This is a genomic window from Halobacillus sp. Marseille-P3879 (genome assembly GCF_900240285.1).
In the GTDB taxonomy this organism is placed as follows: Bacteria; Bacillota; Bacilli; order Bacillales; family Halobacillaceae; genus Halobacillus_A.
Genome location: NZ_OESS01000002.1, coordinates 740,544 through 765,811, shown reverse-complemented (window position 1 = coordinate 765,811; position 25,268 = coordinate 740,544). Strand labels below are relative to the sequence as shown.

Here is a 25,268-nt window from a genome sequence, read left to right as displayed (position 1 = left end):
TTAGGAGAATCTCATGAAGCAGATGCAGCCGCTGGCAAATTATTTGGAAGACTTATGGACGAGAGGGTTCAAGTTGTCTGATGAACACGTACATTTTATTTACTTTGGTAAAAATTCAACAAATACAGAAGACTGGAAAGTGATTGTAGCTCTTCAGATAACATTAAAGTATCAAAAAAAGTTTGACCCAAGCTTTTACATAAGTGTGTTAGAGTTGATCGGCCGGGAAACGGTCACAACAAAAAAACACGCCTACCAGGCGCTGGAAAAATACGGGTTTTCGTCCGTGAAGTCAAAAAAAGAACGAGGCTCTAGTCCTGGTTCTTTTTTAATTCAATTCTTGCTAATTCATCTGCATGCTTATTTTCTTTATCGGGAATCCACTTATAAAAAACGTAAGCGAAATGGGAGTGAAGCGATAATATCTGATCCAGGAAGGGGGAATAGGCTGGATTTTTGCAGTATTGTGAATCAGCTGATTGAACGACGAGCTGAGAATCACTTCTAATCGAGATAATTTCTCCCCTGAAATGCTCTTTGCAATATTCCAAAGCATGGATAACTGCCAGGAATTCCGCTTCATGATTCGAGCAATTACCAAGAAATTTACTAAAGCGATGAAAATCCTTAACGTAAACACCTGCTGCACTTGGCCCGGGGTTGCCTGCAGTAGCTGCGTCAGTATATACTTCAATCATTAAATTAACTCCTTTTTTCACACCAATTGGTTATAAATGTGCACCTGATATGCTATGGAGCCACTATGGTTATGTTACCTGGGGGGTTTAAGTAACGGCTGAATATCAGTTTTTTATTATACTTCTAACAGGGGTGAAATTCAATGTGAGTTAATCCTCTTACACGTGACAAAATTGATGTACAATAGAAATAGATCGTGCGATTAAAGGAGCTGGTCTTATGAAATCTGATATAGAAATTGCATTAGAATCCAGTATGTCTCCCATTAAGGAGATTGCAGCGCAACTAGCTTTACAGGAAAGAGAGTGGGAGCCTTATGGCCGCTATAAAGCCAAGCTTTCTCCCGACATCATAAAGGATAATAAGAAAAATAAGGAAGGCAAGATTATACTAACAACTTCTATCAATCCTACACCTGCAGGGGAGGGGAAATCTACAGTTACAGTAGGACTAGGACAAGCACTTTGCCGGCTTAATAAGAAAGCGATTATTGCACTAAGGGAACCTTCTTTGGGACCTGTAATGGGTATTAAAGGAGGAGCATGCGGAGGAGGCTACTCTCAAGTGTTGCCGATGCAGGACATAAACCTGCATTTTAACGGTGATTTTCATGCTGTAACTGCTGCAAACAATGCTTTATCAGCATTCATTGATAACCATATCCATCAAGGAAATGAATTACATATTGATCCAAGGCGTATCGAGTGGAAACGAGTGGTGGACTTAAATGATAGAGCGCTGCGCGAAATAATTGTAGGTCTAGGCGGCCCGGTGAAAGGGGTTCCCCGGGAAGACGGATTTACTATTACCGTAGCTTCAGAAATTATGGCAATTCTTTGCTTAGCAGATGGCATGGAGGATTTAAAAAAACGTCTGGCTCGTATAATTGTTGGTTATACGTATGATAAACGTCCGGTTACTGTAAAAGATCTTGGCTTTGAGGGAGCTTTGACATTATTGCTTCATGAGGCGGTGAAACCAAACCTGGTACAGACGACCGAAAATACTCCTGCTATCATTCATGGAGGTCCATTTGCTAATATTGCCCATGGGTGCAATAGTTTAATGGCTACCAAAACCGCTGCTCAATTAGGGGATTATGTTGTTACAGAAGCCGGTTTCGGGGCAGACCTTGGAGCGGAGAAATTTTTAAACATTAAGACACGTGCTGGCGGATTCCAGCCGGATGCTGTGGTTATCGTTGCTACGGTTAGAGCGTTAAAAATGCACGGAGGTATTAATAAGAAGGATTTAGATAAGGAAGATGTAGCTGCTTTAAAGCGCGGGATGGAAAATTTAAAAAAACATATAGAGACCATAGAACAGTTCAATCTGCCTTTTGTCGTTGCTGTTAACCATTTTCCTTCAGATACTCCTGAAGAGATTGATTTTCTCATGAGATGGTGTAGAGACCAGGAAGTGGAGGCAGCTTTAGTAGAGGTGTTTTCAAAGGGCGGGGAAGGCGCCCTGGATTTAGCTGAAAAGGTGAGTGCCTGCTGTGACCAAAATAAAGGACCTATGTCTTATACGTACGAACTTAATGATCCCGTGGAAGAAAAAATCCGAAAAATTGCCTTACATGTCTACGGGGCAGATCATGTGGAGTTTACTGGTCCGGCAAGAAAGCAGCTCAAGCAACTAATTGATCACGGGCATTCTGCACTGCCGGTTTGTATGGCTAAAACCCAATACTCGCTTTCCGATGAGCCAGCATTGATAGGGAGGCCTTCGGGGTTTACGTTAACGGTTCGAGAATTAAGAGTTTCTGCCGGGGCCGGTTTTATTGTGGCTTTAACAGGCGATGTCATGACGATGCCGGGACTGCCTAAAGAACCAGCAGCTTTAAAGATGGATATATTAGAAGATGGGACGATTAAAGGGCTGTTTTAAGAAGGGAGATTTGTAGATGAGTGTTAAGATCGGCTTAACCGGCTGGGGGGATCACCAATCTCTTTACCCTGAACAAACCAGATCAGATGAGAAGCTGAGTGTTTATGCTTCTCACTTTCCTGTAGTAGAGGTAGATACTGCGTTTTATGCAATTCAGCCGGTCAGACATTATGAAAAATGGTTGAATCAGACCCCTGACACTTTCACTTTTGTAATTAAAGCTTTTCAGCAATTGACCGGCCATGACCGTGAAGAGCGAACAGTTCAACAGGCAAAAGACATTATAAAAGCCTATGAAGAATCTATTCAGCCGGTAGTGGAGGCAGGAAAAGTACAATCACTTCTTTTTCAATTTCCACCATGGTTTGATGTAAGAAAAGAGCACATCCAAAAGCTGAGGCTTATTAAAGAATGGTTAGAACCCTATCCGCTCGCCCTGGAATTCAGGAATCAAACATGGTTTAACGACAAATATAAAGAACAGACCCTTCACTTTATGAAAGAGCATCAATGGATTCATACAATATGCGATGAGCCGCAGGCAGGTGAGGGTTCTGTACCATTAGTGGAATCGGTTACCCACCCCGCTCAGTCTCTTGTAAGGTTTCATGGCCGCAACTTACATGGGTGGAACAAAAATGGGCGTAAAGACTGGAGGAAAGTCCGCTTTCTCTACCGCTACAACAAGCAAGAATTAGAGGAATGGGCCAACAGGGTAAAGCGGCTGCAGGAAGAAACGAAAGAAATTACTTTATTATTTAACAATAACTCCGGTGGAGATGCTGCCGATAATGCCAGACAGCTTCAGGACATACTAAATATTGAATATAAAAATCTAAACCCCCGCCAAATGGATCTTTTTCAATTCTAGAGGTGAAAAATGGACTGTGAAAAAATAATTTATGAAGTGAATAATTATATTACCCGGCAATTTGCTAATGATCCAACCGGTCATGATTATAACCATATGAAGCGAGTGGCAGAGTGGTCAAGACTTATTGCGCTCGACGAGGGAGCAGACCCGTTTACAGCAGAACTTTCAGGATGGGTTCATGACATAGGAGATGCCAAGTTATTTCAAGACACGGATGCGGCATATCAGGAGTTAGATGATTTTCTAAAATCTCTCAATGTGAATGTGGACCAAAGAGAGGTTGTTTTTGCTATTATTAGAGATATATCATTTTCTAAGGGACGGATTCCTGATTCAATCGAAGGTAAAATCGTCCAGGACGCAGATCGGTTGGACGCCCTGGGAGCGATAGGCATCGCGAGGACTTTTGCATACGGCGGGATGCATAATCAATTAATTTACCATGAAGAGGAACAGAAGTTGACGTCTATTCAACACTTTTATGATAAGCTGCTGAAATTAAGCCAGGGGATGCATACTAGAAAAGCCCGTCAGGAGGCAGAGCAGCGGCACATTTTTATGAAGAAATATTTAGAACAATTTTTTAAAGAATGGAACAGCATAGAAAGAGCAGGTGAGTGAAATGACAAATGAAGAAAACTATTTAAAGCTTTGTCGGGATGTGCTGAATACAGGGACAGTAAAAGGCGATCGCACAGGTACAGGGACGAAGTCTTTATTCGGCTATCAAATGCGGTTTGACCTGGAGAAAGGATTTCCGTTATTGACAACGAAACGGATTCCGTTTCGTCTGATTGTCAGTGAGTTATTGTGGTTTATCAAAGGGGATACGAATATCCGATATTTGTTAAAGCATAACAATAATATTTGGAATGAGTGGGCCTTTCAATCGTACATCGAAAGTGAAGAATATAAGGGACCGGATATGACAGATTTCGGCAGACGCAGTCAGCAGGATCAAGAATTTAATGCTCAATATAAAGAACAAATGGACAAGTTTAAGGAGAAAATATTAAACGATGACGCTTTTAGCAAGCGGTTTGGAGACCTTGGTGCTGTATACGGAAAACAGTGGAGAGCCTGGCAGACATCGCGTGGAGAGACGATTGACCAATTAAAAGATGTAATTGAAAACATTAAGAATAACCCGGATTCAAGACGTCATGTCGTCACGGCATGGAATCCTGAGGATGTACCTTCCAATATGGCTCTGCCGCCGTGTCATATGATGTTTCAGTTTTACGTAGCAGATGGAAAGCTTTCCTGTCAGTTGTATCAGAGAAGCGCTGATATTTTTCTAGGAGTCCCTTTTAATATTGCAAGCTATGCCCTGCTTACTCATCTGATTGCAAAAGAATGCGGACTGAAAGCAGGGGAATTCATTCACACACTGGGAGATGCTCATATATACTCCAACCATGTTGACCAAATTAATAAGCAGCTGGCGCGCGAAATTAAGAAAGCACCTTCTTTGTGGCTGAGTGAAGAGAAGGAAAGCGTGTTTGATTTTGGTATGGAAGATATAAAAATTGAAAACTATGAGCCGCATCCAGGCATAAAAGCCCCGGTCGCTGTTTAAAAATTGTTGGAGGTGAGGTTATGATTTCTTTTGTATTTGCAATGGATCGAAATCGCGCGATTGGCAAAGATAACGATTTACCCTGGTATATTCCCCGTGATTTTAAATTCTTTAAAGAAAAAACATGGGGGCAAACAATCATTATGGGCAGGAAAACGTTCGAATCGTTTGGTAAACCTCTCCCGGAACGCCGTCATATCATCGTGACCACAAATCCTGATTTTCAGGCAGAAGGATGTGAAATCTACCATTCGTTAGATGATATCATCCGCTTAAATGAAACCTACCCTGACAAAGAATGGTTTGTCATTGGCGGAAGTGTCATCTTTGAGAAAATGCTCCCGCACGCGGATCGTATGTATATGACCTATATTGATCACGCTTTTGAAGCAGACACGTTCTTTCCGGAGTATGAGGAAGCCGATTGGCATTTGATCGAAGAGGCCAAAGGGATTAAGGATGAAAAGAACCCCTATGATTATTACTTTCGTGTATATGATCGAGTGAGACCGTGAATAATGTGAGCGGAGCGATCCTGGCAGGAGGGGGTTCTACGCGAATGGGCAGTGATAAATCAGAGTTGGTGATCGGGGAAGTAACGGTGCTTGAACGAATTGGTGCTATACTGAAGCGTAATTTCTCTCATGTTATCATAAACCGAAATAATCCTGCTTCGGTACAAGCAGTGTATGTGAAGGATCAGTATGAACAGCACGGTCCGTTAGGTGGTCTGCATGCCGTGTTATCTGAGACTCCAACACAGTATGTTTTTGTCTCTGCATGTGATACCCCTTTTCTTAAGACTGAAATTATTGAATTTTTGTTATCGAGACTGACTTCTGACATTGACGCAGTAATTCCGGTTTATAACGGCAGAAGCCAGCCGCTTTCGGGCATTTACCGTAAAGAATTGGCCCAAAGGTGTGCTTTACTGCTTGAAAAAGGAGAAAGAAAGATGCAGAGCCTGCTTAATGTGAGTACAGTCATCTATGTTGAAAATTTTCCAGCCATTGACCCGGAAGACCTTTATTGGCACTTCTTTAATATGAATACTGGAAAAGATTATGAAGCGGCGCTTAAAAAAATCCAGGCAGAATAAAGACATGCTGTCCTAAACATGATATGATAGACGCAGATTGTGATAATGAATACTTAACGTTTATTGAAACCTATCATAAGGAAGGTGACCTTCATGCTTTCAAGTATTGGGATTCCTGGTTTAATATTAATATTGGTTATAGCCTTAGTCATTTTTGGACCGAAAAAACTCCCGGAAATTGGAAAGGCAACCGGAGAAACTTTAAAAGAATTTAAGAAATCGGCGCGTGATCTTACCGGTGATGCTAAAGAGGATGTACAGGAAGCAAAAAATATTATTGACGATAAAAAATAGATCGTCTTAATGGAGTGTTGATACATGTTTTCAAATATTGGCGTTCCTGGTCTGCTGCTCATCTTGATTATAGCACTGGTTATATTTGGTCCTGCGAAACTCCCGGAAATCGGCAAAGCTTTTGGAAGCTCTTTAAAAGAATTTAAAAAAGCAGCCGGGGATATGATGTCAGATGATCAATCAGCCAAAAATAAAGACAAAAATGAAAAATAAGAAGATGTAAGGGGGCTTCCCTTACATCTTCTTTATGTGAAGGCATGTTTTAGCTTGGGAGGATTATAAATGCCAGACCTTAAAAATAGCAGTCAAGATATTGAAATGAATATGACCGACCATTTAAGTGAGTTAAGAAAACGTATTATCTATTCGATTGTTTCCTTTGTTATATTTTTCATCGGAGGCTTCGTATATATACGCGAAATCTATGACTTTCTTGAAGCTGATATCCCTATTAAATTAAGTGTTACGAGCCCTGGAGAAGTGGTTTGGATTTACTTTACACTGGCCAGCATTATAGCTTTAATCGGATCCCTGCCGATGCTGTGTCTGCAGTTATGGTTATTTATTAAACCGGCCCTAACGCCTAAGGAAAAGAAAGCTTCATTGGCTTATATTCCCGCCATTTTCCTATTATTTGTCGCAGGGTTAGGGTTTGGGTATGCCGTCTTTGTGCAGTTAATTCTACCGTTTCTTCTATCCTTAAATGATGGAATGTTTAACGAACTGTTCACAGTTGAACGGTATTTCCGCTTTGTGTTTAGAGTAACGATTCCTTTTGCCATTCTATTTGAAATCCCAGTCATCATTATGTTTTTGACGAGTCTCGGCATTTTAAACCCTGAATTATTGACGAAAATAAGAAAATACGCTTATTTTGTTTTAATTATCGTAGGTACGATGATTTCTCCTCCGGATTTTGTCCTGCAGATAGTAGTAGCTGTCCCGTTGATTCTGCTGTATGAAATAAGTATCATTTTATCAAGAATCGTTTATCGCAAAAAGCTAAGGGCACATCGTGAATTTATGGAGGAACCATATGAATAGGGTTTCTCCAATTTTTGGCGCCACTCTAAGAGATGTGGTAAAACTAGAGCAGTTATGACTTGGGGGAGGGAAGCAATTGAGGTCGTTTTATCATTACATGATGAGATATCGGGGAAATAAACAGGAAGATGACGAAAAAAAACTGGCAGACTGGATGTTTGAAGATCACAGTTTTCCAAAACAGGCCACGTCCTATAATGAAATCAGCAGCTATTTGGAATGGAATATTCCGTTTGCGAATGCATTAGCTGTATTTGATCGATTATACGACGCTTATCAAATGGACGAAGAGTAAAAAGGTACCTGAAGAAGGTATCTTTTCTTTTTTCAAGGAGTCTTTCACTCTAGTATAATAAAGATGATATAGATGAGAAGGAAGGGGCAGGGGTTATGAAAATCCTACATACAGCAGACTGGCATTTAGGAAAAATCGTAAATAACGTTTATATGACAGAGGATCAGGCATTTATGCTAAATGAGCTGATTGAAATCGTTAAAGAAGAACAGCCTGATGTCATCATTATTGCTGGTGATTTATATGATCGGTCCATTCCACCAAAACAGGCGGTGGAACTATTAAATGATACGTTGACTACTTTAATCAATGATATCCAGATCCCCGTATTAGCCATAACGGGAAATCATGACAGCCCTGATCGTATGGAATTCGGCGCCCGGCTGTTTCGTAAACAAGGTTTGTATCTTCAGACCAAACTTTATAAGGAACACCACCCTGTTACCATTTATGATAAAGAGGGGCCGGTTCACTTTCATCTCATTCCATATGTAGAGCCGGCAGAAGCTGCGTATATATTTGAAGACGATTCAATAAAGAGCCATCAGCAAGCAGCTGAGAAGCTGATTGATCATATAGAAAGTAATTATGACATGAATGAACGTCATGTGTGGGTGGGGCACTCTTTTATCGCAGGAGGTATGGAATCAGAATCTGAGGAAAGGCTGTCCATGGTAGGCGGCACCCCCTATATTGATGCCGCTTTATTTAAAAATTTTGACTACGTAGCGCTTGGTCATCTTCACCAGGCTCAGAGAATCCTAAAAGAAACCATTCGTTACAGCGGGTCGATTTTAAAGTATTCTTTTTCAGAAGCTAAGCATCAGAAATCTGTCACTTTGGTAAATTTGAACGGGAATGAATGCACAATCAAGAAAATACCGCTCCGTCCCAAAAGAGATTTTGAAATAATTGAAGGTTATTTCTCAGAATTATTAGAAGGCAAGCTTGCAGCAAACAACGAAAGTTATTTGCACATTCGTCTATTGGATGATGGAACCATACTCGATCCAATGGGCAAGCTCAGAAAAGTTTATCCCAATATTCTGCACCTTGAAAGGGCTGCTTTATCCCAGCAGAATAAGCCGGCTGACTTTGATCAGGTTAAATCCAGGCAAAAACTTGAGCCTCTAGATCTGTTCAAGGCTTTTTACGAAGAAATAAAAAACGATCAGCTTCCGGATAAGCGCAAAACAATGGTCGAAAGTGCAATAGAAGATCTGCGTCTTCAGGAGAGGGGGAAATAAGTTGAGAGCTCTAAACTTAACTGTTCAAGCGTTTGGTCCCTTTAAGAATAAACAAACTATCGATTTCTCACAGCTTGGGGATGAAACCATCTTCTTAGTTACCGGACCTACGGGGGCCGGGAAAACTACTATATTTGATGCAATGTGTTTCGCGCTGTATGGAAGGGCAAGTGGAATGGATCGGGAGCAGGATACTTTAAAAAGCCATTTTGCCGATGAGACAGATACTACTGTTGTCGATTTCACTTTTATGCTTAGAGGAAAACAATACCGTATTGAGCGAATGCCCAAACAGTGGAAGAAAAAAGAACGCGGCGAGGGACTGAAAGAAGAACTGACTAAAGCCAATTTATATCAGCAGCAGAACGGGGAAGAAAGACTAATCGCTTCGAAGATTAAAGAAGTTAATGAAATGATTGAAGAACTTCTCCGACTGGATTATGATCAATTCCGTAAAATGATCATGATTCCTCAAGGGGAATTCCGAAAGTTGATTTCAGAAAACAGCAGAGAGCGTGAAGAAATTCTGCAAAAAATTTTTAGGACTCATTTCTACTCAGAACTGACAGACTACTTGCGTGGACAGCAAAGAGCCCTGGAAAAAGATATGGAACAATTTGAATGGAAGATTGAGCAGGAAACCGAGAAAATTCAATGGCTTCCCGGGCAGATGGAAGAAATTCCGCAGGATCCTCAGAAGATTGTACAACAGTTGGATGAGACGCTCGAACAACAGCAATCGCAAAAGGAGAAGCTGGAAGAACACGTTCATGATTTAAAGAAACGACTGGATCAGGCGGAGAAAGCCTACTATCATGGTAAAACAATCGACGATTTATTTCGTGAAAAAGACCGGCTTGCAGTAGAAGAAAAACAACTGCAAGAGGACCAGGAAGAAATTAATCGTCAATCTGAATTGTTACAAGCTGCTAATAAAGCCCAGGAACTAAGACCTTATGAGAAGCAAATGGATGAAAGAAAGAGTGAAAAAAATAAACTAGCGCAGTCTTTAAAAGAAAATGAAGAAAAACTGAATGAAATTAATGAAAATTTTAAAAAGATAAAAGAAGAATATGAAAAAGAAAAAGCGAAGGAACCCGTACGGGACGAGTTGAAAGATGATGTCAACAAGAAAAGAGAAGCGCTTCATAAACTGGAAAGGCTGCTAAGCATCCAGCAGTGGATTAGAGAGCTGACAACGAATCAAACGGAATGGGATAAGCAATTATCACATCTTTCCTCCCTAAAGAAACAATTAATAGAAGAGAAGGATCAGAAAAGCCGGCTGGCTGCCGGTGAAAGAGAAGTAACGTCCTCCCTGTATGAATTAAAACAAAAAAACGAGCGTTTAAAAAGAAGTCAGGCAACCCTTCTGCGACTTGAGAAAGAGTGGAACAAACTCGAAAATTTAAGGGAGAGGTACAGGGAACTGCAGAAGGAAGCAGCTCATGCAAAGGAAGAAAGTGATCATTTAAAAATCCGGTATGAAGAAAGTATTGAAAAACTGAAAAAACACCGGGCCTACCATCTGGCATTGGAATTACCAGAGGGAAGCCCGTGTCCCGTGTGTGGATCCAATGAACATCCTGCTTTAGCAGCAAAGCCTCAAGAAGTACTATCGAACGCTGAAATGGAACGGCTCAAAAAAGAAAGTGATCATAAAGAGAAAGTATTTTTTAATAAACACGAATTGATGACCACTGCTGAAGCCGAAGGAAGAACTCATAAACAATTCGTTGATTCGTTACATGATGAAGTCCGTGACATTACAGGGGATGAATTAACCATTGAAGCAGTAAAGAACGCTTCTGCTCACATTGATAAAGAATTACAGTCCAATGCAGATTCGTTAAGCAGCAAGGAAAAAGATCTCGCTGCAATCCATGAAGCTGCTGATCGGATCATTCAAATTGATCAGCAGGTTAACGAAGTTACTAAAGACGAACAAAAGGTGAGTGAGCATCTAAAGAAATGCTCTGAAGAGAAAATCGCCTATGAAACAGAAGGTAACAACCTGGAGACAAATTATAAGTTCGTTACATTCAATTTATCCGATATGAAAGTTTATGTAAAAGAGGCGGAGCAAAAGCTGTACGAGACTGCAAAAAAGTGGGAAGAAATTCAGCAGCAATACAGTCGGAAATCAGAAGAATTTCAACAGCTAAAAGGTAAGAAAACGGAGTTAGAACGATATTTAGAACAAGCTGAAGAAACGTTTCAAGCAAAAGAGAAAGAGTTTAATCAAACGCTTGACCAACTTAACTTTAATTCTCTGTTGGAGTATAGGCAGGCTTTATTAACGGAAGAACAAATAAATAAATTAACAAAAAGAATTAATGATTTTACCCAGCATAAAGATCTTGTTCGGAATCGTCTTAAAGAGTTAACAAATAAACTAAAGGAAGAACAGCGTCCAGATTTAGAGATTCTTAAACAGGCATTTGAAGAGAAAAAAGAAGCCGTACAGGAAAATCAAAAACAGCTTCATAATTGTCAACTTGTTTATCAGCAGAATCAAAATGCCCTGCTTACAATTACAAGCTTAATAGATGAGCAGAAGGAATTTGCCGATCGATACTATGATTTGGCGGAAATCTCTAATTTGGCCCGGGGGGATAACTCCTTAAAGCTTTCTCTTGAACGCTACGTACTTGCTTCCTATCTCGATGAAATATTAATTCAGGCAAACCTGCGTCTCGATCAAATGACGGACCACCGTTATCAGCTGCTGCGCAGTGATGCTCTGGCAAAGAGGGGGGCACAGAGCGGGCTGGAGCTTGAAGTAATCGATCACCATACAGGTCAAAAACGATCCGTTCGCACACTTTCCGGGGGAGAAGGGTTTAAAGCAAGTTTGAGTTTAGCGTTGGGAATGGCGGATGTAGTACAATCTCATGCAGGAGGAGTTCAGCTGGAGACGTTGTTTATTGACGAAGGTTTCGGTACTCTGGACGAACTGTCCTTAGAACAGGCTATTGGATGCTTAAGAACGCTGCAGGATGGGAATCGAATGTTAGGAATCATTTCCCACGTAGCTCAGTTAAAAGAAGAGATACCTGCAAAACTGCATATCGATACCGGCCCTGAAGGCTCAACTGTAAGAATGGCATTTCAATAGCGAAAGGAGAGAAAATCATGTCAACACCACTATCGATGGAATGGACGCTGATTACTGAAGGGAAGGAGAAAAGGGTTCATTCTGATGACAACTTATTTGAAATTGTATTTGAAGGGTATAAATTATTCCCAATGAATGAAACGATTGAAATTAAGCGTCATATTCGTTCAGATCAGATTGGATCCGGGGAAATAGAAGAACTGGTTTTAAGAAGGAATACAACCATTTGCAAATATCGTTTAATTTCCCTTCATTCTGTCAATTAAATAAAGCCCGGAGTCTTGAAAGTGTCAGTTCCTGCGCTTGCCCGGGAAATATTAAAGAATCTTAACCGAAATATTGTGGTAATGAAAGGTGATATGATTGGCTGTTTTTTCGAATGACTGGTCAGAGATACTATCAAGTGAACTTGAGAAAGATTACTATAAAGAATTAAGAGAATTCTTAAAAAAGGAATATGCATCCTATAAGGTATTTCCGAATATGTTCGATATATATGCTGCGTTTAATCGAACTCCATATAAACATACAAAGGTAGTGATCATAGGGCAGGATCCTTACCATGGGGAGGGACAGGCCCATGGATATAGTTTCTCCGTTCCCAAAGATGTGCCAATACCTCCTTCTTTAAAGAACATTTATAAGGAGCTTGAGGAAGATACAGGGGTGCCTGCTCCCAATCATGGAAACTTAGAAGGCTGGGCGGATGAGGGGGTACTGCTGTTAAATAATGTCCTGACTGTACGTGCCCATAGAGCTCACTCCCACAAAGGTGCAGGATGGGAAAAACTAACAGATAAAGTGATTGAAGTTCTTAATCAAAGAGATCAGCCGCTTGTATTTATTCTCTGGGGCCGGCCGGCACAAAGAAAGGCTGCCTCTGTTGACCGAAGCAGACACTATGTTATCCAGTCCCCTCATCCGAGTCCATTATCGGCTTATAGAGGATTCTTTGGAAGCAGACCATTCTCAAAAGCTAACCAATTCCTTGAGTCTGTAGGTCATAAACCCGTTGATTGGAATGCACTTAATAAAATTTAGGTATTGCCCATACACCCGCTCCTTACGATGCATAGGCTATGACATGACTAATGACGGAGGGGTCTTGTATGAGTTATAATCCACCACCTTTTTTTGGCCCTGTCAGAAACCCTCAAGGTTTTTCACCCCAGGAGATGAGAAATGCAGGAGGGATGATGCCTACTTTCTTTAATCAGGCTGGACCCGGAGGCTTCGGCGGTGCTCCATTTTTCGGACCACCGGTTCAAGCACAGGCACAGACTGGAGCGGGATGGCTTACACAAGTGCAGCAGGCACTAAAAGCAATGCAGTCAGCAGCTCCAATGGTAAAGGAATATGGACCGATGATGAAAAACATTCCAGCGATGATAAACATGATGAAACTCATGAACGAATCGGATGAGGATGAGAAAGAAAGCTCTGACACAAAGAAGTCACGGAAAAAACCCCGTGAGGAGAAAGAACGTCGACGCGAGCCTTCCAAGCCGAGAGGCAGTCGTGAGAAACGAAGAACGGAGCACAGACGCCCTAAAGAGAAAAAGGAGAAAAAGCACGCAGCAAGTCATCAAGGATCTTCACAGCCTAAGCTTTTTATATAGGCTGTGCAGGTTACTTGATTTTTTATTTAATTTTAGCAAGAATAAGAACCATGCAGCGTACCCATTATGATAACGGAGGTTCTCATATGAATGAACAGTATAAAATAGCTACTTTTGCTGGAGGATGCTTTTGGTGTATGATTGAACCATTTGAAGAACGCCCCGGCATCCTATCGGTTGAATCGGGCTATACCGGAGGTCACACGGACAACCCTACGTATATGACTGTTATTACGGAAACCACAGGGCACAGAGAGGCCGTGCAAATTAAATATAACCCAGAGATATTTCCATATGAACGATTAGTAGATATTTTCTGGCAGCAGATTGATCCTACCGATGCAGGCGGGCAGTTTGCCGACCGTGGAGAATCATATAAGACAGCTATTTATTACCATGATGAGCAGCAAAAAGAAATAGCGGAAGAAAGCAGGAAGAGTCTAGAAGAATCAGGCAGGTTTAAGTTACCGATTGCTACGGAAATTCTTCCCGCACAAACCTTTTATAAAGCAGAAGACAAGCATCAGGATTATCACAAAAAAAATGCCTTTCATTATAAAAGGTACAAAAAAGGGTCAGGAAGAGAAGGGTTTATTAAAGAACACTGGGGTCTTAATAAAGATAAAAAGCAGCTGAAACAGCAATTGTCTGACATTCAATATCATGTCACCCAGGAAAATGGTACCGAACGTCCATTTCAAAACGAGTTTTACGATTATGAAGGCGAAGGTATTTATGTAGATATTATTTCCAAAGAGCCGCTGTTCAGTTCCAGGGATAAATACGATGCAGGATGCGGCTGGCCAAGCTTTACGAAACCGATTGAGAAACAAAACGTTCAGGAAAATGTAGATACTACCCATGGCATGATCCGTACAGAAGTAAGAAGTGATAAAGCTGATTCTCATCTCGGACATGTATTCGAAGACGGTCCGTCGGATAAAGGCGGGTTACGATATTGTATTAATTCGGCTTCTCTTGAATTTATCCCAAAAGAGGAACTGGAGAATAGAGGTTACGGATATTTAACCCATTTATTTTCCTAGAAAGCAGGCTCAGACGAGTCTGCTTATCTTATAGAACAAAATAAGATATACTAAGTTTGAATAAGTGTAAGAGGAGAAAACGGCATGGGTAGAAAAAAATCATTAACTCAATCTGAACTTTTTCAAGCGACCGGGGAATTAATACGCTCAGATGGAATATACGGCGTTCATTTTAAAAAGCTGTCCGAAAAGCTTGGAGTAGGAAGAAGTACGTTATATGAATACTATCGTAATAAAGAACAATTAATAACAGCTTATCTGCGCAGCGTGATGGATGAAATGAATCAACGGATTGAAAGCATTCCTTCTGATTTAATACCGAATAAAAAACTGAAATCTCTTTTATTCACTCTGCTTGATCATGCTCAAATCCACCAGGTGGAACGAATGATCCGTGATATCCAGACGAGTGATAAGGAGCTGGCTTCCTATTATCAATCTCAATTATCCGAAGCACACGAGCGAACCTATTCCATTATCTTAAAGTGGATTAATGAAGCTAAATCTGCTGATTTATGGAGCGGCTCTGTCGATTCAGAATTGATCGCCGATATTATCTTTCACTCGATATTGTATCCTCACAAGCACCAAATCGGTACAGAGGCTATGACTGATCAGCTTATGCATTTGCTGGAAAATGGAGCAGCCAGGCGCTAGAGATAATTTATGCTGCAAGGGATTTTAATTAAAAAAATCTTTTTCCCAGTGGCTGTTTTTTATAGTTGTGTGTTTTGACAATATCTCGAATTAAAGATAAAATTCAATTAAGCTTCTAGAGATTAAATTAACCGAAATTATATTATGTATACTTTCGGAGGGAGGGAAGATAAATGAAGCATATATTTAAAGAAGGTAAAACAGAAGACAGTGATGTATTACTTCTTCTTCATGGAACAGGGGGTACAGAGGAAGACTTAATGCCGATAGCTCAAATGATTGATTCAGAGGCGGCTATTTTGTCTGTTCGGGGAAATGTACTTGAAAACGGTATGCCTCGCTTTTTTAAACGATTGAGAGAAGGCGTCTTTGACGAAGAAGATTTACTCTTTCGGACAAGTGAATTAAATGATTTCTTAGAAGAAGCATCACATTCATATGGGTTTTCAAGAGAAAAAGTGATTGCTGTTGGGTATTCTAATGGAGCTAATATCGCCGGCAGTCTTTTATTTCATTATGAAAACAGCTTAAAAGCGGCAATCCTTTATCACCCGATGGTACCGAGAAGAGGAGTGGAACTTCCGGATCTTACTAATACACCTGTGTTTATAGGTGCCGGGGAAAACGATCCTATATGTCCGGCTCAGGAAACCGAAGATCTAAAACAGCTTCTCGAAGAAGCAGGTTCTTCTGTAGAGACGAAGTGGGAGCGCATGGGACACCGTCTAACGGAAGAAGAAGTAACGGCTTCTTCCGCCTGGTATCGTAACCATATCCGCAATAATTGAGACTTGGTTTTAATCCGTGTAGTATAGGGAGGTAAGGAGGTTTAAGAAAGATTATGATTCATAAAAACTGGGAAAAGTCGAAAACCATTAAACAAGTAGAGTGTGTTCACAATGAAGCTGAGAAATTCGTAGTGAATAATGTGTTAACTCCTGGCAAAGTCTATAACGTAAAAAATGAAAGTGAAGAATTTTATTTTGTGGAAGATAATTCTGGGAGAATCGGTGGTTTTTACAAAAATTATTTTAAAGAAAAATAACTGAGGCGTGTTTCTGCGCTTCAGTTATTTTTTTGAGAAGAAATCTTTTTATGCTTTTTTATAGATAATGGCTGCTTCTGTCAAGCTCTTTTCGCTTTATTAAGAGAGTGATCAAGCTGTTCTCTAAGGGAATCTTTTCTTCACTTCTTGTCAATGGCTGTCATATCGTTGATAATAAGATTAAGTGATAGTTTGAAGGGGGAGTCACAAATGGATAAATTGATACTCGTTCGTCACAGTGAAACTGAAGGCCAGCATGAAGACTCACCGTTAACCAAGCTTGGAGTTCGTCAAGCTCAAATGCTTTCTTCTTTTCTGGAACAATCGGGTTACGATATTCATCGGATTATCTCAAGTCCTTTTTTGAGATCGGTAGAAACCATTAAGCCTTTTGCTCAGAAAAAAAGGATTGAAGTTGAATTGGATGAAAGACTGGAAGAGAGGATATTAAGTCATACTCCACTGGATGATTGGGAAGAAGTTTTATACGATACCTTTAAAGATCCTGATTTAAAAATGGCGGGAGGAGAATCTTCCACTGAAGCTAAAGAACGAGTCCTTTCTCTTGTAGGGGAATTAGAAGATGAACCTGGCAATGTGATCCTTGTGACTCATGGGAATTTATTGGCCCTGCTCCTTCAAAAGTATAAAAGAGAATTTGGATTTGATGAGTGGAAACGGCTTTCCCGCCCGGATATTTTCCTGGTTCAGAAACAGGGCGGGGATTATACTGTGGAACGGATATGGCAGGAATAGATATTTTTCCGCAGGAATTGCGATTTTTCGATTTAGTCGTTATCATAATAAAAGAGGGTTAGTTTATGCGCCCATAAAAGGTGTATATCATTAATATGCATCTTTATTTTTTAGAGAAGGAGGAGATTCACGTGGCTTTTGTAATTACTTCCCCTTGTAAAGACGAGAAAGCTGGAGAATGTGTTGACGTTTGTCCAGTGGATTGTATAGAAGAGGGTAAAGATATGTTCTACATCGATCCGGCTATCTGCATCGATTGTGGTGCCTGTGAAGCTGTATGTCCCGTAGAGGCGATCTATATTGAGGATGAAGTACCCGAGGAAGAGAACAAATACATCGAGCTAAATCGTAAGTTTTTTGAAGAGCAGTAAGGAACACATAGGGTAAAGACCGCTTCGTAATTTAGAGGCGGTCTTTTTTGATGTCTTTTAAAGAGAGTCAGAGGTAACTTATTTCAGGGCACGTCTGGTAATAGTTCTCTTCTAAGTGAATAATGAAGTGTAGAAACGGGTATAAAATTGTATAAAGTCAGGGAGGGTATGCCATTGGGGAAACTTGCAAATAAAGTAGCGATTATTACAGGGGCAAGCAGTGGAATAGGAAAAGCAATTGCAGAGTATTTAGCCGACGAGGGGGCTGACGTTGTATTAGCCGCCAGAAGGGCGCACAAACTTCAGAAACTTGCTGAGAAGATTGAAGATGAATACGGGGTGCGCACCGCTGTAGTTGAAACAGATGTGACGAACCGGACGGATGTAGAAGAACTCGTAAAGCAGACCAAAGATAAGTTCAATACGGTTGATATTTATGTAAACAACGCAGGAGTAATGCTTCTTTCTTTCCTTAAGAATGGCCACGTCGATGAATGGGAGCAGATGGTTGATGTAAATATTAAAGGGGTTTTGTATGGTGTTCATGCGGTACTTCCCGAGATGTTGGAACAGAAAACCGGTCATATCGTTAATGTTTCTTCTGTTGCCGGTCACGAAGTGTTTCCGTCAAGTACCGTTTATAGTGCGACCAAGTATGCGGTTAAAGCTCTGTCTATGGGTATGGAGAAAGAATTATCCAAGTCAGGTGTTCGCGTAACCAATGTTTCTCCTGGTGCTGTTGATACAGAGCTCACAGAGCATATAACAGATGGAGATGTGATCGACATGTTTAATAACCGGGAGATGACTCCGCTTAACTCTGCAGATATTGCAAGAGCCGTTGCTTATGCGGTAACCCAGCCAGAATGGGTGAATGTAAATGAACTCATCGTCCGCCCGATGCATCAACAATAAAACCACACCGCCTCACTGATGATGCGGTGTGGTTTCCTTAATATAGAACCTTGAATTTCTTATGCCCTTTCTCTTCATCAAAGTGTTGTTCATCGACAGCATTAATTTTAATAAACGGACTCGGACCATTATTGATTTCTTCATAGAAAGAGTGAAGATCCTCATCACGACCTTCTGCTTCTAATTCTACCGTGCCGTCACTTTTATTTTTCACCCATCCTGTCAGGCTGTATTGTTTTGCCAATGATTGGGCGGTAGCCCTGAATCCAACTCCTTGAACTTGTCCGTGAAATACTAAATGTTTTCGTGGCATATGAACACCTCCTACGTTTATTTTACCGTTTTAATGGGATTAAAAACATGAGGATGATGGTTGAATGAGATCTATTAACATTACAGAGATACCAGGCTTTCTATTTGGTCATGCCCAAAATGAAGAAGCTGCAACTGGATGTACAGTGATCTTAGCTGAAGAAGGTGCTGTAGCGGGAGTAAGTGTCAGAGGCGGTGCGCCTGGCACAAGAGAGACGGATCTCTTAAAGTCAGAAAACCTGGTTCAAAGCGTTCATGCCGTATTTATGGCTGGAGGCAGCGCCTATGGACTTCAGGCTGGCGGCGGGATTATGGAGGCTCTGGAAGCCAGAGGCATAGGGTTTACGACGCAGGCAGCAAAAGTGCCGATTGTACCTGGAGCTATTTTATATGACCTTACGATCGGCTCATCTACTGTCAGGCCGGATTCTCATATGGGGAGACAGGCCTGTGAGAATGCCTTTTTAAACAAACCTTTCTCAAACGGGAATTACGGAGTGGGAACAGGAGCTGTGGTTGGTAAAATTTCAGGTGATCAATTCGCAATGAAAGGCGGTGTTGGCTCTTTTGCTGTTCAAGTGGACGATCTGCAAGTGGGGGCTGTAGTGGCCGTGAACTGTTTTGGCGATGTGATTGACCCTTATTCTCAAAGAAGATTAGCGGGTGTATATGATCGAAAGGAACACACCTATAGAAAGACTGAAGCTGTCTTAATTGAACAAATGGCAGCTTCTCCTTCTAACCGCTTTAGTGAAAATACCTCACTTGGGACGGTCGTTACGAATGCAGCATTAACTAAAGCGCAGTCAAACAAACTAAGTGATGTGGCACACAATGGATTTGCACGGACGATGATTCCTTCTCATACTTTTGTAGACGGAGACACACTATTCTCTTTGAGCACAGGGGAAGTAGAAGTTGATGTAAACAGTTTAAGCTTTCTATACCCTTATGTAGTGGAACAGGCGGTCTTAAAAGCAATAAAAGCGGCAAAAAGGAGTCATGGAATAATAGCTTATCAAAATGTAAAATATAGAGTGAAGTAAAATTCTGAAGTTACGCTTGAGCGATTGTGTTTAAGCAGTTTACTGACCATTTAAAGGGTAATGCATGGTAGGGAAGCTTCAAAATTCTAAACTGCCTCTTTCATTAACGGGCAGGAGAGTTTCTGCTATAATATGTTACATCAACGAACGCGAAAAAAGGAGAATAGCAGATGTCTGTGGTCACCAGAGAAAATAATCAAGCAGCGATTATGCAAATCGCAAATACCTATCTTGCAGTGCAGGAAAACCATCCATTACCTGCACAAAAAGCTTTAGATCTAGCTGAAAAAATAGATAATAACGAGATCATTATCGGATTTGCCGGTCATTTTTCTGCCGGGAAATCTTCAATGATCAACTATTTATCAAAAGAGGATATTCTTCCTTCCAGTCCTATCCCTACAAGTGCGAACGTTGTTACACTTTCATCAGGGGAATCTTATACTACAGTTTTTTTTAATAGTAAATCTCCAGAAAAATATAATGGATCTGTCTCTTTAGACACCATAAAAGAATTGTGTAAAGATGGTGATTCCATCAAAGCCATTGAAATAAGTCGTCCGCTTACATCGATTCCTGAAAATGTGAAAATCATTGATACACCCGGCGTCGATTCGACGAACGATGCTGATCGAGTTGTCACCGAAGCTTCTCTTCACTTGATGGATCACATGTATTATGTGATGGATTATAATCATGTACAGTCCGAAGTGAACCTGAACTTTCTGCTCGAAATGCAAAGTCGAAAAATTCCTTTTTCACTTATTATAAATCAAGTAGACAAACATCGAGAGGAAGAACTATCTTTTGCTGATTTCGCCAGCAGTGTAAGCGATTCCTTAGCACTGTGGGGGATTTTTCCTGAAGAAACCTATTTTACATCTTTAAAAGAGCCTGATCATCCATACAGCCAGGTAAATCAACTGACGAAGAGCTTTCATGAAGGTTTTGAAAAATCAGATGAACCATTCTCCGAACCTTTGTATGCGATTATTGAAGAGTGTGTAACAGAATACCGTGAACAATTTGAAACCGATCTTAATCAATTAGAAGAAGAACTCAATAACCTGGAACGTATTATTCAAGAGGAAAGTCCACAGGGAACAGACTCGGTATCCTTAATCCACGACCGACAGAAGAACCAGCTGCATGAGGCAAAGGACCAATTTGATAAACGCATAAAGAAATTTATCGGCAATGCTTATTTAATGCCTAGTCACGTTAGAGAGAAAGCAGAGGCTTATTTAGAATCGGAGCAGACAGGATTTAAGGTAGGTCTTCTTTTTTCGAAAAAGAAAACAGAAGAGGAAAGAAAAATAAGAAAACAAGAGTTTTACCAGGTATTAACGGAAACCGCTGAAAAAAACTTACTGTGGCCTCTAAAGGAGCGTCTTAGTGAGTTTATGCATAATTACAACATTACCGAAGAGGAACTGCTGGCCAAAGTACAAAAACTAACATTTAATTATCCCGCAAGTGAGCGGATATCTATGTTAATCGAACAGGGAGCTTCAGTAACTGGAGATTATATTCTACGATATACTGATCAGCTGGCCAAAGATATTCAAAAGCATTTCCGCTTAGAGATGCAAGAATGGTGGGAGATACTTAAAGACGAGATGTCTTCGGAAATGGAGCAGGAGGCTGATCGTCATTATGAACTGCTAAATGCCTTGGAACAGAAGGAAAAGGTGAAAAACAAGCAATTAGAGATTGAAGAATTAGTTTCCAATTATAAGTTTTCGCTCCTGCGTATTCCTCAATCTAATGAATATGATCCAGGCAGCATCGAGAAACTGCGCGAAGCTGTAAATAAACGAAAAGGTCAAATTATTGATGTGGAACCTGAAGAGATAAAGGCTGATGTAACAGCTCCTTCTCATATACAAGAAAAAACGCCTGTCAACTCGCAGGCGGAGGGAGCGGTTGATGCTGATAAGTTAGCTGCTAAGGTATCACAGGTCGGCAGTATCCTTGAGAATATTCCTGGTTTTTCTTCACTAATAGAGCAGTTGGAAGAGAAACAGCAGCGATTGTTAAATAAACAGTATACGATTGCTTTGTTCGGGGCCTTCAGCGCGGGGAAGTCTTCATTTGCGAATGCATTGCTTGGAGAGAATGTATTACCGGTGTCCCCCAATCCTACAACGGCGACAATCAATAAAATTTCACCTCCTACGTACGAGCACAGTCATCGAACAATATTGGTAAAGGTGAAGTCAGAATCCGAATTACTGGAAGACCTGTACTATGCTGCGAGTGATCGTCAGGAACATTATCAAACGCTGGAGGAGGCGTATGCTTCCATTAGTGAGTGGAGTAATGAGCAGCTCGAAAAGCTGGTTCACCAAAAGAAATCCTTTATAAGTGCATTTGTAAATGGTTATCCGACTATGAAACAGGACGTTGGCAGGGAAATGACAATACCATGGGACGAGCTTTCTTCGTTTGTGTCACAAGAAGAGACATCCTGTTTTATCGAATGGGTGGAGATTTATTATGATTGCGACTGGACTCAAAAAGGCATAACGTTAGTGGATACTCCTGGTGCTGATTCGGTAAACGCTCGTCACACAGACGTTTCGTTTGAGTACATTAAGAGTGCTGACGCCGTACTATTTGTCACTTACTTTAATCACCCTTTTTCCAGACCTGATGCTTCCTTCTTAAAACAGCTGGGCCGGGTAAAAGACGCTTTTTCCATGGATAAGATGTTTTTTATAATTAATGCGGCGGATTTGGCAGCCTCAAATGAAGAGAAATTGCAGGTAGAAGACTACGTTTTACAGCAGCTTCATTCTTTTCAAATCCGACACCCAAGGCTGTACTCACTGTCGAGTTTGGAAGCTTTAGAAGATAAGTTAGCCAATAAAACAAATGGCTCCCCCGGCTTTTCATTATTTGAAGAAAAATTCGAGCGTTTCTTAAAAGATGAATTAACCAGTGTATTAAAGCATTCCATTCAAAAGGACCTAAATTATGCTTCTGAAACATTGCAATCTTATATTCAAAATGCTTCATTAAGTCAACAGGAAAAAGACGAACAATTAGATAAACTGCGGCATACCTGCGATCAGTTATTATCGGTTGTTCATAAGCAGAGAAAGAACCGGGCTTATAAACAAATTGAACAAAAAACAGAAAAGCAGTTGTATTATGCTCATGAACGAATGATGCTTAATTTTAATGATTATTTCAAAGATCATATTAATCCTTCAGTTGTAAGTGGAACACTCAGTCAATCAAAAGAATTGCTGAAGGAAGCAATATTGCCGCTGCTTGAAGAAATTGAATTTGAAATGAATCAGGAGTTAAGAGCTATCTCGTTACGTATGGAAGGGTTTGTCGAAGAATTAGCAGTGCAAAACAGAGAAGAAACCCAAACGGAAATAAGTAAGCTTGAACCTTCTTTTCTATTAAATGAAACCGTCTCGGAAGGAAATGAAGGGGAAACTCTGCAGTTTAAAAAGAGTGTGGAGGTGCCGCTGGCTACGGTGAATAAAAGTATAAAGTGGTTTAAAGGAACAAAGTCATTTTTTGAAGGAAATGAAAAGGAGCGGATGAGGGATGAAATAGCCTCAACCCTCTCTGAACCATTAAAAAAGTCGATAACAGATTCATTTGATTGTTTAGTCGCACATTCCAGTAAATTATACGAGGAACGTTCTAAAGCCATGAAGGCTGAATGGATAAAAGAAATTAACCAGTATTATGAAAATCAAAGAATCAGCCTGGAATCCGAAATAAACAGTGAAGATTTACAGGAGAGGCTTATTCAGTTAAATCAAGTGATTTAAAAAAGGCTGAAACATAAGAGCAACATAAAGATTTTGGCAGAGCAAAGGTAAAACTCCTTTCTTGGCACATAAATAATCCGAACTGATTTCAAAGAAATCGTTCGGGTTATTTTATGCTTTATTCAGTTTTGTCCCAATCCTTTCCTACGATTAGCCAAATATGAAATTAATGATTGGACACTACCTTCAGCCATGCAAATTTTTTTGTATCCATTAAATCATGACTTCTATATCAGCCTCATCACGAAGACTGTCAATGAGCTCATTTACCTGGTCACTTTCCTTCTGAGAGATTAACTGCTGTTCAATCTGTTCCCTCGCTTCATCGTAGCCTGGAGCATCTTCACCTTGTTCTTCACTCATTGCATCATATTGTTCTTCTATCTCTTCTTCTGAAACTTCTACTTCTTCTATTGCTTCGTCTACATATTTGTTAATCATGATGCTGCTCTCAAGTTCATCTCGTACGGTTTCTTCATCGAGCCCAGTTTCTTCAAAAGCTTCTTCTTGAGCTTCTTTACTTTCAAACTGGGAAGTAAATTCCTCATAACGTTGATCTATTTCTTCCTGTGAAGCTTCAAACCCTTCATTTTCAGCTTCTTGCTGAAGCAGCTCCATCCCGATCATTTCATCAACAACACTCTGATGGACCTGATCTTCCTGGCCTTCCATATCAATCCCTCTGGATTCATATTGCTGTTCAGCATTCGAGAGCTGCTGGTCAAAATCTTCTCTCGATAATTCTTTACCGTTAACGATTGCCACCGGCCCTTCTTCCTCATTACCATCAGCGGAGGATGATTCGGTTTGATTTTCCTTCGTCGTACCACCTTCAGCCTTCTCCTCTTGAGAGCAAGCAGCCAGGCCGCATAGGGTGAAAACTAGAAGTAATACAGAAATTAAATCTTTTCTCATGTATGCAATCACTCCTTTTTCCTCGTTAAGCATTATACGGATTTTAGCACAACTGCGTATTTTAAGTAAAACTCTTGAGTTATATTTCCACATTATTTACATAAAATTAGTGTACAGGGAGGGGATTATCGTGGAACCAATATATTATCAATCAAGAGCAGTACATGGAGAAAGAGCCACAGCTTTTTTTCGCAGCAGCCCATTGGCACCGGAACTAAGTGGAACAGTTGACTTTATTCAGCAGCCCTACGGAGTAGAAGTAATTGTACAAGTTGAAGGGCTTCCTGACTTTGAAGTGAAGAATGGATCTCAAATCGGACCGCATGGATTTCATATTCATGAAAAAGGTGTATGTGAGGTTGGTAATGGAGAGAAACCATTTGAGACGGCCGGCGAACATTGGAATCCAACAAAGCAGCCTCACGGAAACCATGCCGGCGACTTCCCTGTATTGTTTTCTAATGAGGGAAGAGCACGAATGATTTTTTTTACTGATCGATTTGAAGTAAATGATATTATAGGAAAAGCAGTTATTATCCACCAGGGCCCGGATGATTACCAAACGCAGCCCAGTGGTGATTCAGGGCTTCGTATCGCGTGTGGTGTTATTGAAAGGCTGTAAAGTAATACGCTAAGGATACTTAGCGTAT

General features: G+C 40.6%; 28 protein-coding genes and 1 pseudogene. 26 read left to right on the top strand and 3 right to left on the bottom strand.

Annotated elements, in window-relative coordinates; all coding sequences use genetic code 11:
* Window positions 1-13: 13 nt before the first annotated feature.
* Window positions 14-262: pseudogene (locus tag C1A12_RS21400) on the top strand (DUF6123 family protein); the annotation flags it as partial.
* 49 nt (window positions 263-311) lie between these two features.
* Here the strand turns inward: C1A12_RS21400 and C1A12_RS11640 are convergent.
* Window positions 312-698, bottom strand: a complete 387-nt coding sequence (locus C1A12_RS11640; protein ID WP_101844045.1) for a ribonuclease HI family protein — start codon at window positions 696-698, stop codon at window positions 312-314.
* A 220-nt stretch (window positions 699-918) separates the two neighbouring features.
* On the opposite strand from C1A12_RS11640, the gene C1A12_RS11635 reads away from it, so the two are divergent.
* The 22 genes from C1A12_RS11635 to C1A12_RS11530 all read left to right on the top strand — a co-directional run bounded on the left by C1A12_RS11635 (window position 919) and on the right by C1A12_RS11530 (window position 18,548).
* The gene (locus C1A12_RS11635) at window positions 919-2,589 is read left to right on the top strand and encodes a formate--tetrahydrofolate ligase (RefSeq protein WP_101844044.1); all 1,671 of its coding nucleotides are present in this window, start codon (window positions 919-921) and stop codon (window positions 2,587-2,589) included.
* 16 nt (window positions 2,590-2,605) lie between these two features.
* Window positions 2,606-3,460, top strand: coding sequence for a DUF72 domain-containing protein (locus C1A12_RS11630; protein ID WP_101844043.1), 855 nt, complete (start codon window positions 2,606-2,608; stop codon window positions 3,458-3,460).
* A 9-nt stretch (window positions 3,461-3,469) separates the two neighbouring features.
* A complete protein-coding gene (locus C1A12_RS11625) occupies window positions 3,470-4,084 on the top strand; it encodes an HD domain-containing protein (RefSeq protein ID WP_101844042.1) in 615 nt (204 codons plus the stop codon).
* A 1-nt stretch (window position 4,085) separates the two neighbouring features.
* Window positions 4,086-5,042: a thymidylate synthase gene (locus C1A12_RS11620; protein WP_101844041.1), complete on the top strand. Its 957-nt coding sequence runs from the start codon at window positions 4,086-4,088 to the stop codon at window positions 5,040-5,042.
* A 20-nt stretch (window positions 5,043-5,062) separates the two neighbouring features.
* Window positions 5,063-5,557: a dihydrofolate reductase gene (locus C1A12_RS11615; RefSeq protein WP_101844040.1), complete on the top strand. Its 495-nt coding sequence runs from the start codon at window positions 5,063-5,065 to the stop codon at window positions 5,555-5,557.
* The gene (locus tag C1A12_RS11610; RefSeq protein WP_306417003.1) at window positions 5,554-6,141 is read left to right on the top strand and encodes a molybdenum cofactor guanylyltransferase; all 588 of its coding nucleotides are present in this window, start codon (window positions 5,554-5,556) and stop codon (window positions 6,139-6,141) included. Before C1A12_RS11615 ends, C1A12_RS11610 begins: the two co-directional genes overlap by 4 nt.
* Window positions 6,142-6,234: 93 nt before the next feature.
* On the top strand, window positions 6,235-6,435 hold the full coding sequence (locus C1A12_RS11605; RefSeq protein WP_101844038.1) for a twin-arginine translocase TatA/TatE family subunit: 201 nt from the start codon (window positions 6,235-6,237) through the stop codon (window positions 6,433-6,435).
* A gap of 24 nt (window positions 6,436-6,459) precedes the next feature.
* Window positions 6,460-6,648 carry a twin-arginine translocase TatA/TatE family subunit gene (gene tatA / locus C1A12_RS11600; protein WP_101844037.1) on the top strand — a complete coding sequence of 63 codons (189 nt, stop codon included), beginning with the start codon at window positions 6,460-6,462 and terminating at the stop codon, window positions 6,646-6,648.
* 69 nt (window positions 6,649-6,717) lie between these two features.
* Window positions 6,718-7,479 (top strand): twin-arginine translocase subunit TatC, encoded by a 762-nt coding sequence (tatC, locus tag C1A12_RS11595; RefSeq protein WP_101844036.1) that lies wholly within the window; start codon window positions 6,718-6,720, stop codon window positions 7,477-7,479.
* 76 nt (window positions 7,480-7,555) lie between these two features.
* Window positions 7,556-7,774: a YozE family protein gene (locus tag C1A12_RS11590; protein WP_101844035.1), complete on the top strand. Its 219-nt coding sequence runs from the start codon at window positions 7,556-7,558 to the stop codon at window positions 7,772-7,774.
* Between the two features lie 95 nt (window positions 7,775-7,869).
* Complete coding sequence (locus C1A12_RS11585; protein ID WP_101844034.1) at window positions 7,870-9,021, top strand: exonuclease SbcCD subunit D; 1,152 nt, start codon at window positions 7,870-7,872, stop codon at window positions 9,019-9,021.
* Between the two features lies 1 nt (window position 9,022).
* Window positions 9,023-12,139 carry an AAA family ATPase gene (locus C1A12_RS11580; protein ID WP_101844033.1) on the top strand — a complete coding sequence of 1,039 codons (3,117 nt, stop codon included), beginning with the start codon at window positions 9,023-9,025 and terminating at the stop codon, window positions 12,137-12,139.
* Between the two features lie 17 nt (window positions 12,140-12,156).
* Window positions 12,157-12,405: a DUF2584 family protein gene (locus C1A12_RS11575; RefSeq protein WP_101844032.1), complete on the top strand. Its 249-nt coding sequence runs from the start codon at window positions 12,157-12,159 to the stop codon at window positions 12,403-12,405.
* 97 nt (window positions 12,406-12,502) lie between these two features.
* Window positions 12,503-13,180 (top strand): uracil-DNA glycosylase, encoded by a 678-nt coding sequence (locus C1A12_RS11570; RefSeq protein WP_101844031.1) that lies wholly within the window; start codon window positions 12,503-12,505, stop codon window positions 13,178-13,180.
* A gap of 68 nt (window positions 13,181-13,248) precedes the next feature.
* Window positions 13,249-13,758, top strand: coding sequence for a YqfQ family protein (locus C1A12_RS11565; protein ID WP_235001589.1), 510 nt, complete (start codon window positions 13,249-13,251; stop codon window positions 13,756-13,758).
* An 86-nt stretch (window positions 13,759-13,844) separates the two neighbouring features.
* On the top strand, window positions 13,845-14,804 hold the full coding sequence (msrB, locus tag C1A12_RS11560; RefSeq protein ID WP_101844030.1) for a peptide-methionine (R)-S-oxide reductase MsrB: 960 nt from the start codon (window positions 13,845-13,847) through the stop codon (window positions 14,802-14,804).
* An 84-nt stretch (window positions 14,805-14,888) separates the two neighbouring features.
* Complete coding sequence (locus C1A12_RS11555) at window positions 14,889-15,461, top strand: TetR/AcrR family transcriptional regulator (RefSeq protein ID WP_101844029.1); 573 nt, start codon at window positions 14,889-14,891, stop codon at window positions 15,459-15,461.
* A gap of 173 nt (window positions 15,462-15,634) precedes the next feature.
* Window positions 15,635-16,249, top strand: coding sequence for an alpha/beta hydrolase (locus C1A12_RS11550; RefSeq protein WP_101844028.1), 615 nt, complete (start codon window positions 15,635-15,637; stop codon window positions 16,247-16,249).
* A 53-nt stretch (window positions 16,250-16,302) separates the two neighbouring features.
* The gene (locus tag C1A12_RS11545) at window positions 16,303-16,506 is read left to right on the top strand and encodes a DUF6501 family protein (protein ID WP_101844027.1); all 204 of its coding nucleotides are present in this window, start codon (window positions 16,303-16,305) and stop codon (window positions 16,504-16,506) included.
* A gap of 210 nt (window positions 16,507-16,716) precedes the next feature.
* Entirely contained in the window at window positions 16,717-17,262 is a 546-nt protein-coding gene (locus C1A12_RS11540; protein ID WP_101844026.1) for a histidine phosphatase family protein, read from the top strand.
* A 131-nt stretch (window positions 17,263-17,393) separates the two neighbouring features.
* The gene (locus C1A12_RS11535) at window positions 17,394-17,633 is read left to right on the top strand and encodes a ferredoxin family protein (RefSeq protein ID WP_079530064.1); all 240 of its coding nucleotides are present in this window, start codon (window positions 17,394-17,396) and stop codon (window positions 17,631-17,633) included.
* A gap of 174 nt (window positions 17,634-17,807) precedes the next feature.
* Complete coding sequence (locus tag C1A12_RS11530) at window positions 17,808-18,548, top strand: SDR family oxidoreductase (RefSeq protein ID WP_101844025.1); 741 nt, start codon at window positions 17,808-17,810, stop codon at window positions 18,546-18,548.
* 37 nt (window positions 18,549-18,585) lie between these two features.
* On the opposite strand, the gene C1A12_RS11525 is transcribed toward C1A12_RS11530, so the two are convergent.
* Entirely contained in the window at window positions 18,586-18,861 is a 276-nt protein-coding gene (locus tag C1A12_RS11525; protein ID WP_101844024.1) for an acylphosphatase, read from the bottom strand.
* A gap of 64 nt (window positions 18,862-18,925) precedes the next feature.
* Between C1A12_RS11525 and C1A12_RS11520 the strand changes: the two genes are divergently transcribed.
* A complete protein-coding gene (locus C1A12_RS11520; RefSeq protein WP_101844023.1) occupies window positions 18,926-19,906 on the top strand; it encodes a P1 family peptidase in 981 nt (326 codons plus the stop codon).
* A gap of 170 nt (window positions 19,907-20,076) precedes the next feature.
* A complete protein-coding gene (locus C1A12_RS11515) occupies window positions 20,077-23,703 on the top strand; it encodes a dynamin family protein (protein ID WP_101844022.1) in 3,627 nt (1,208 codons plus the stop codon).
* A gap of 213 nt (window positions 23,704-23,916) precedes the next feature.
* Here C1A12_RS11515 and C1A12_RS11510 read toward each other — a convergent pair whose 3' ends face one another.
* Window positions 23,917-24,618: a SurA N-terminal domain-containing protein gene (locus C1A12_RS11510; RefSeq protein WP_159462187.1), complete on the bottom strand. Its 702-nt coding sequence runs from the start codon at window positions 24,616-24,618 to the stop codon at window positions 23,917-23,919.
* 130 nt (window positions 24,619-24,748) lie between these two features.
* Here C1A12_RS11510 and C1A12_RS11505 point away from each other — a divergent pair, with 130 nt between their 5' ends.
* Entirely contained in the window at window positions 24,749-25,240 is a 492-nt protein-coding gene (locus C1A12_RS11505) for a superoxide dismutase family protein (RefSeq protein WP_373420443.1), read from the top strand.
* Window positions 25,241-25,268: the final 28 nt, after the last annotated feature.

Excerpts from the sequence above, each read along its gene's own strand:
- tatA (WP_101844037.1), top strand. The coding sequence starts at position 6,460 with ATGTTTTCAAATATTGGCGTTCCTGGTCTGCTGCTCATCTTGATTATA.
- C1A12_RS11540 (WP_101844026.1), top strand. The coding sequence starts at position 16,717 with ATGGATAAATTGATACTCGTTCGTCACAGTGAAACTGAAGGCCAGCAT.
- C1A12_RS11585 (WP_101844034.1), top strand. The coding sequence starts at position 7,870 with ATGAAAATCCTACATACAGCAGACTGGCATTTAGGAAAAATCGTAAAT.
- C1A12_RS11550 (WP_101844028.1), top strand. The coding sequence starts at position 15,635 with ATGAAGCATATATTTAAAGAAGGTAAAACAGAAGACAGTGATGTATTA.
- C1A12_RS11615 (WP_101844040.1), top strand. The coding sequence starts at position 5,063 with ATGATTTCTTTTGTATTTGCAATGGATCGAAATCGCGCGATTGGCAAA.
- C1A12_RS11565 (WP_235001589.1), top strand. The coding sequence starts at position 13,249 with ATGAGTTATAATCCACCACCTTTTTTTGGCCCTGTCAGAAACCCTCAA.
- C1A12_RS11520 (WP_101844023.1), top strand. The coding sequence starts at position 18,926 with ATGAGATCTATTAACATTACAGAGATACCAGGCTTTCTATTTGGTCAT.
- msrB (WP_101844030.1), top strand. The coding sequence starts at position 13,845 with ATGAATGAACAGTATAAAATAGCTACTTTTGCTGGAGGATGCTTTTGG.
- C1A12_RS11525 (WP_101844024.1), bottom strand. The coding sequence starts at position 18,861 with ATGCCACGAAAACATTTAGTATTTCACGGACAAGTTCAAGGAGTTGGA.
- C1A12_RS11555 (WP_101844029.1), top strand. The coding sequence starts at position 14,889 with ATGGGTAGAAAAAAATCATTAACTCAATCTGAACTTTTTCAAGCGACC.
- C1A12_RS11635 (WP_101844044.1), top strand. The coding sequence starts at position 919 with ATGAAATCTGATATAGAAATTGCATTAGAATCCAGTATGTCTCCCATT.
- C1A12_RS11640 (WP_101844045.1), bottom strand. The coding sequence starts at position 698 with ATGATTGAAGTATATACTGACGCAGCTACTGCAGGCAACCCCGGGCCA.
- C1A12_RS11545 (WP_101844027.1), top strand. The coding sequence starts at position 16,303 with ATGATTCATAAAAACTGGGAAAAGTCGAAAACCATTAAACAAGTAGAG.
- C1A12_RS11575 (WP_101844032.1), top strand. The coding sequence starts at position 12,157 with ATGTCAACACCACTATCGATGGAATGGACGCTGATTACTGAAGGGAAG.
- C1A12_RS11510 (WP_159462187.1), bottom strand. The coding sequence starts at position 24,618 with ATGAGAAAAGATTTAATTTCTGTATTACTTCTAGTTTTCACCCTATGC.
- C1A12_RS11515 (WP_101844022.1), top strand. The coding sequence starts at position 20,077 with ATGTCTGTGGTCACCAGAGAAAATAATCAAGCAGCGATTATGCAAATC.
- C1A12_RS11605 (WP_101844038.1), top strand. The coding sequence starts at position 6,235 with ATGCTTTCAAGTATTGGGATTCCTGGTTTAATATTAATATTGGTTATA.
- C1A12_RS11625 (WP_101844042.1), top strand. The coding sequence starts at position 3,470 with ATGGACTGTGAAAAAATAATTTATGAAGTGAATAATTATATTACCCGG.
- tatC (WP_101844036.1), top strand. The coding sequence starts at position 6,718 with ATGCCAGACCTTAAAAATAGCAGTCAAGATATTGAAATGAATATGACC.
- C1A12_RS11630 (WP_101844043.1), top strand. The coding sequence starts at position 2,606 with ATGAGTGTTAAGATCGGCTTAACCGGCTGGGGGGATCACCAATCTCTT.
- C1A12_RS11620 (WP_101844041.1), top strand. The coding sequence starts at position 4,086 with ATGACAAATGAAGAAAACTATTTAAAGCTTTGTCGGGATGTGCTGAAT.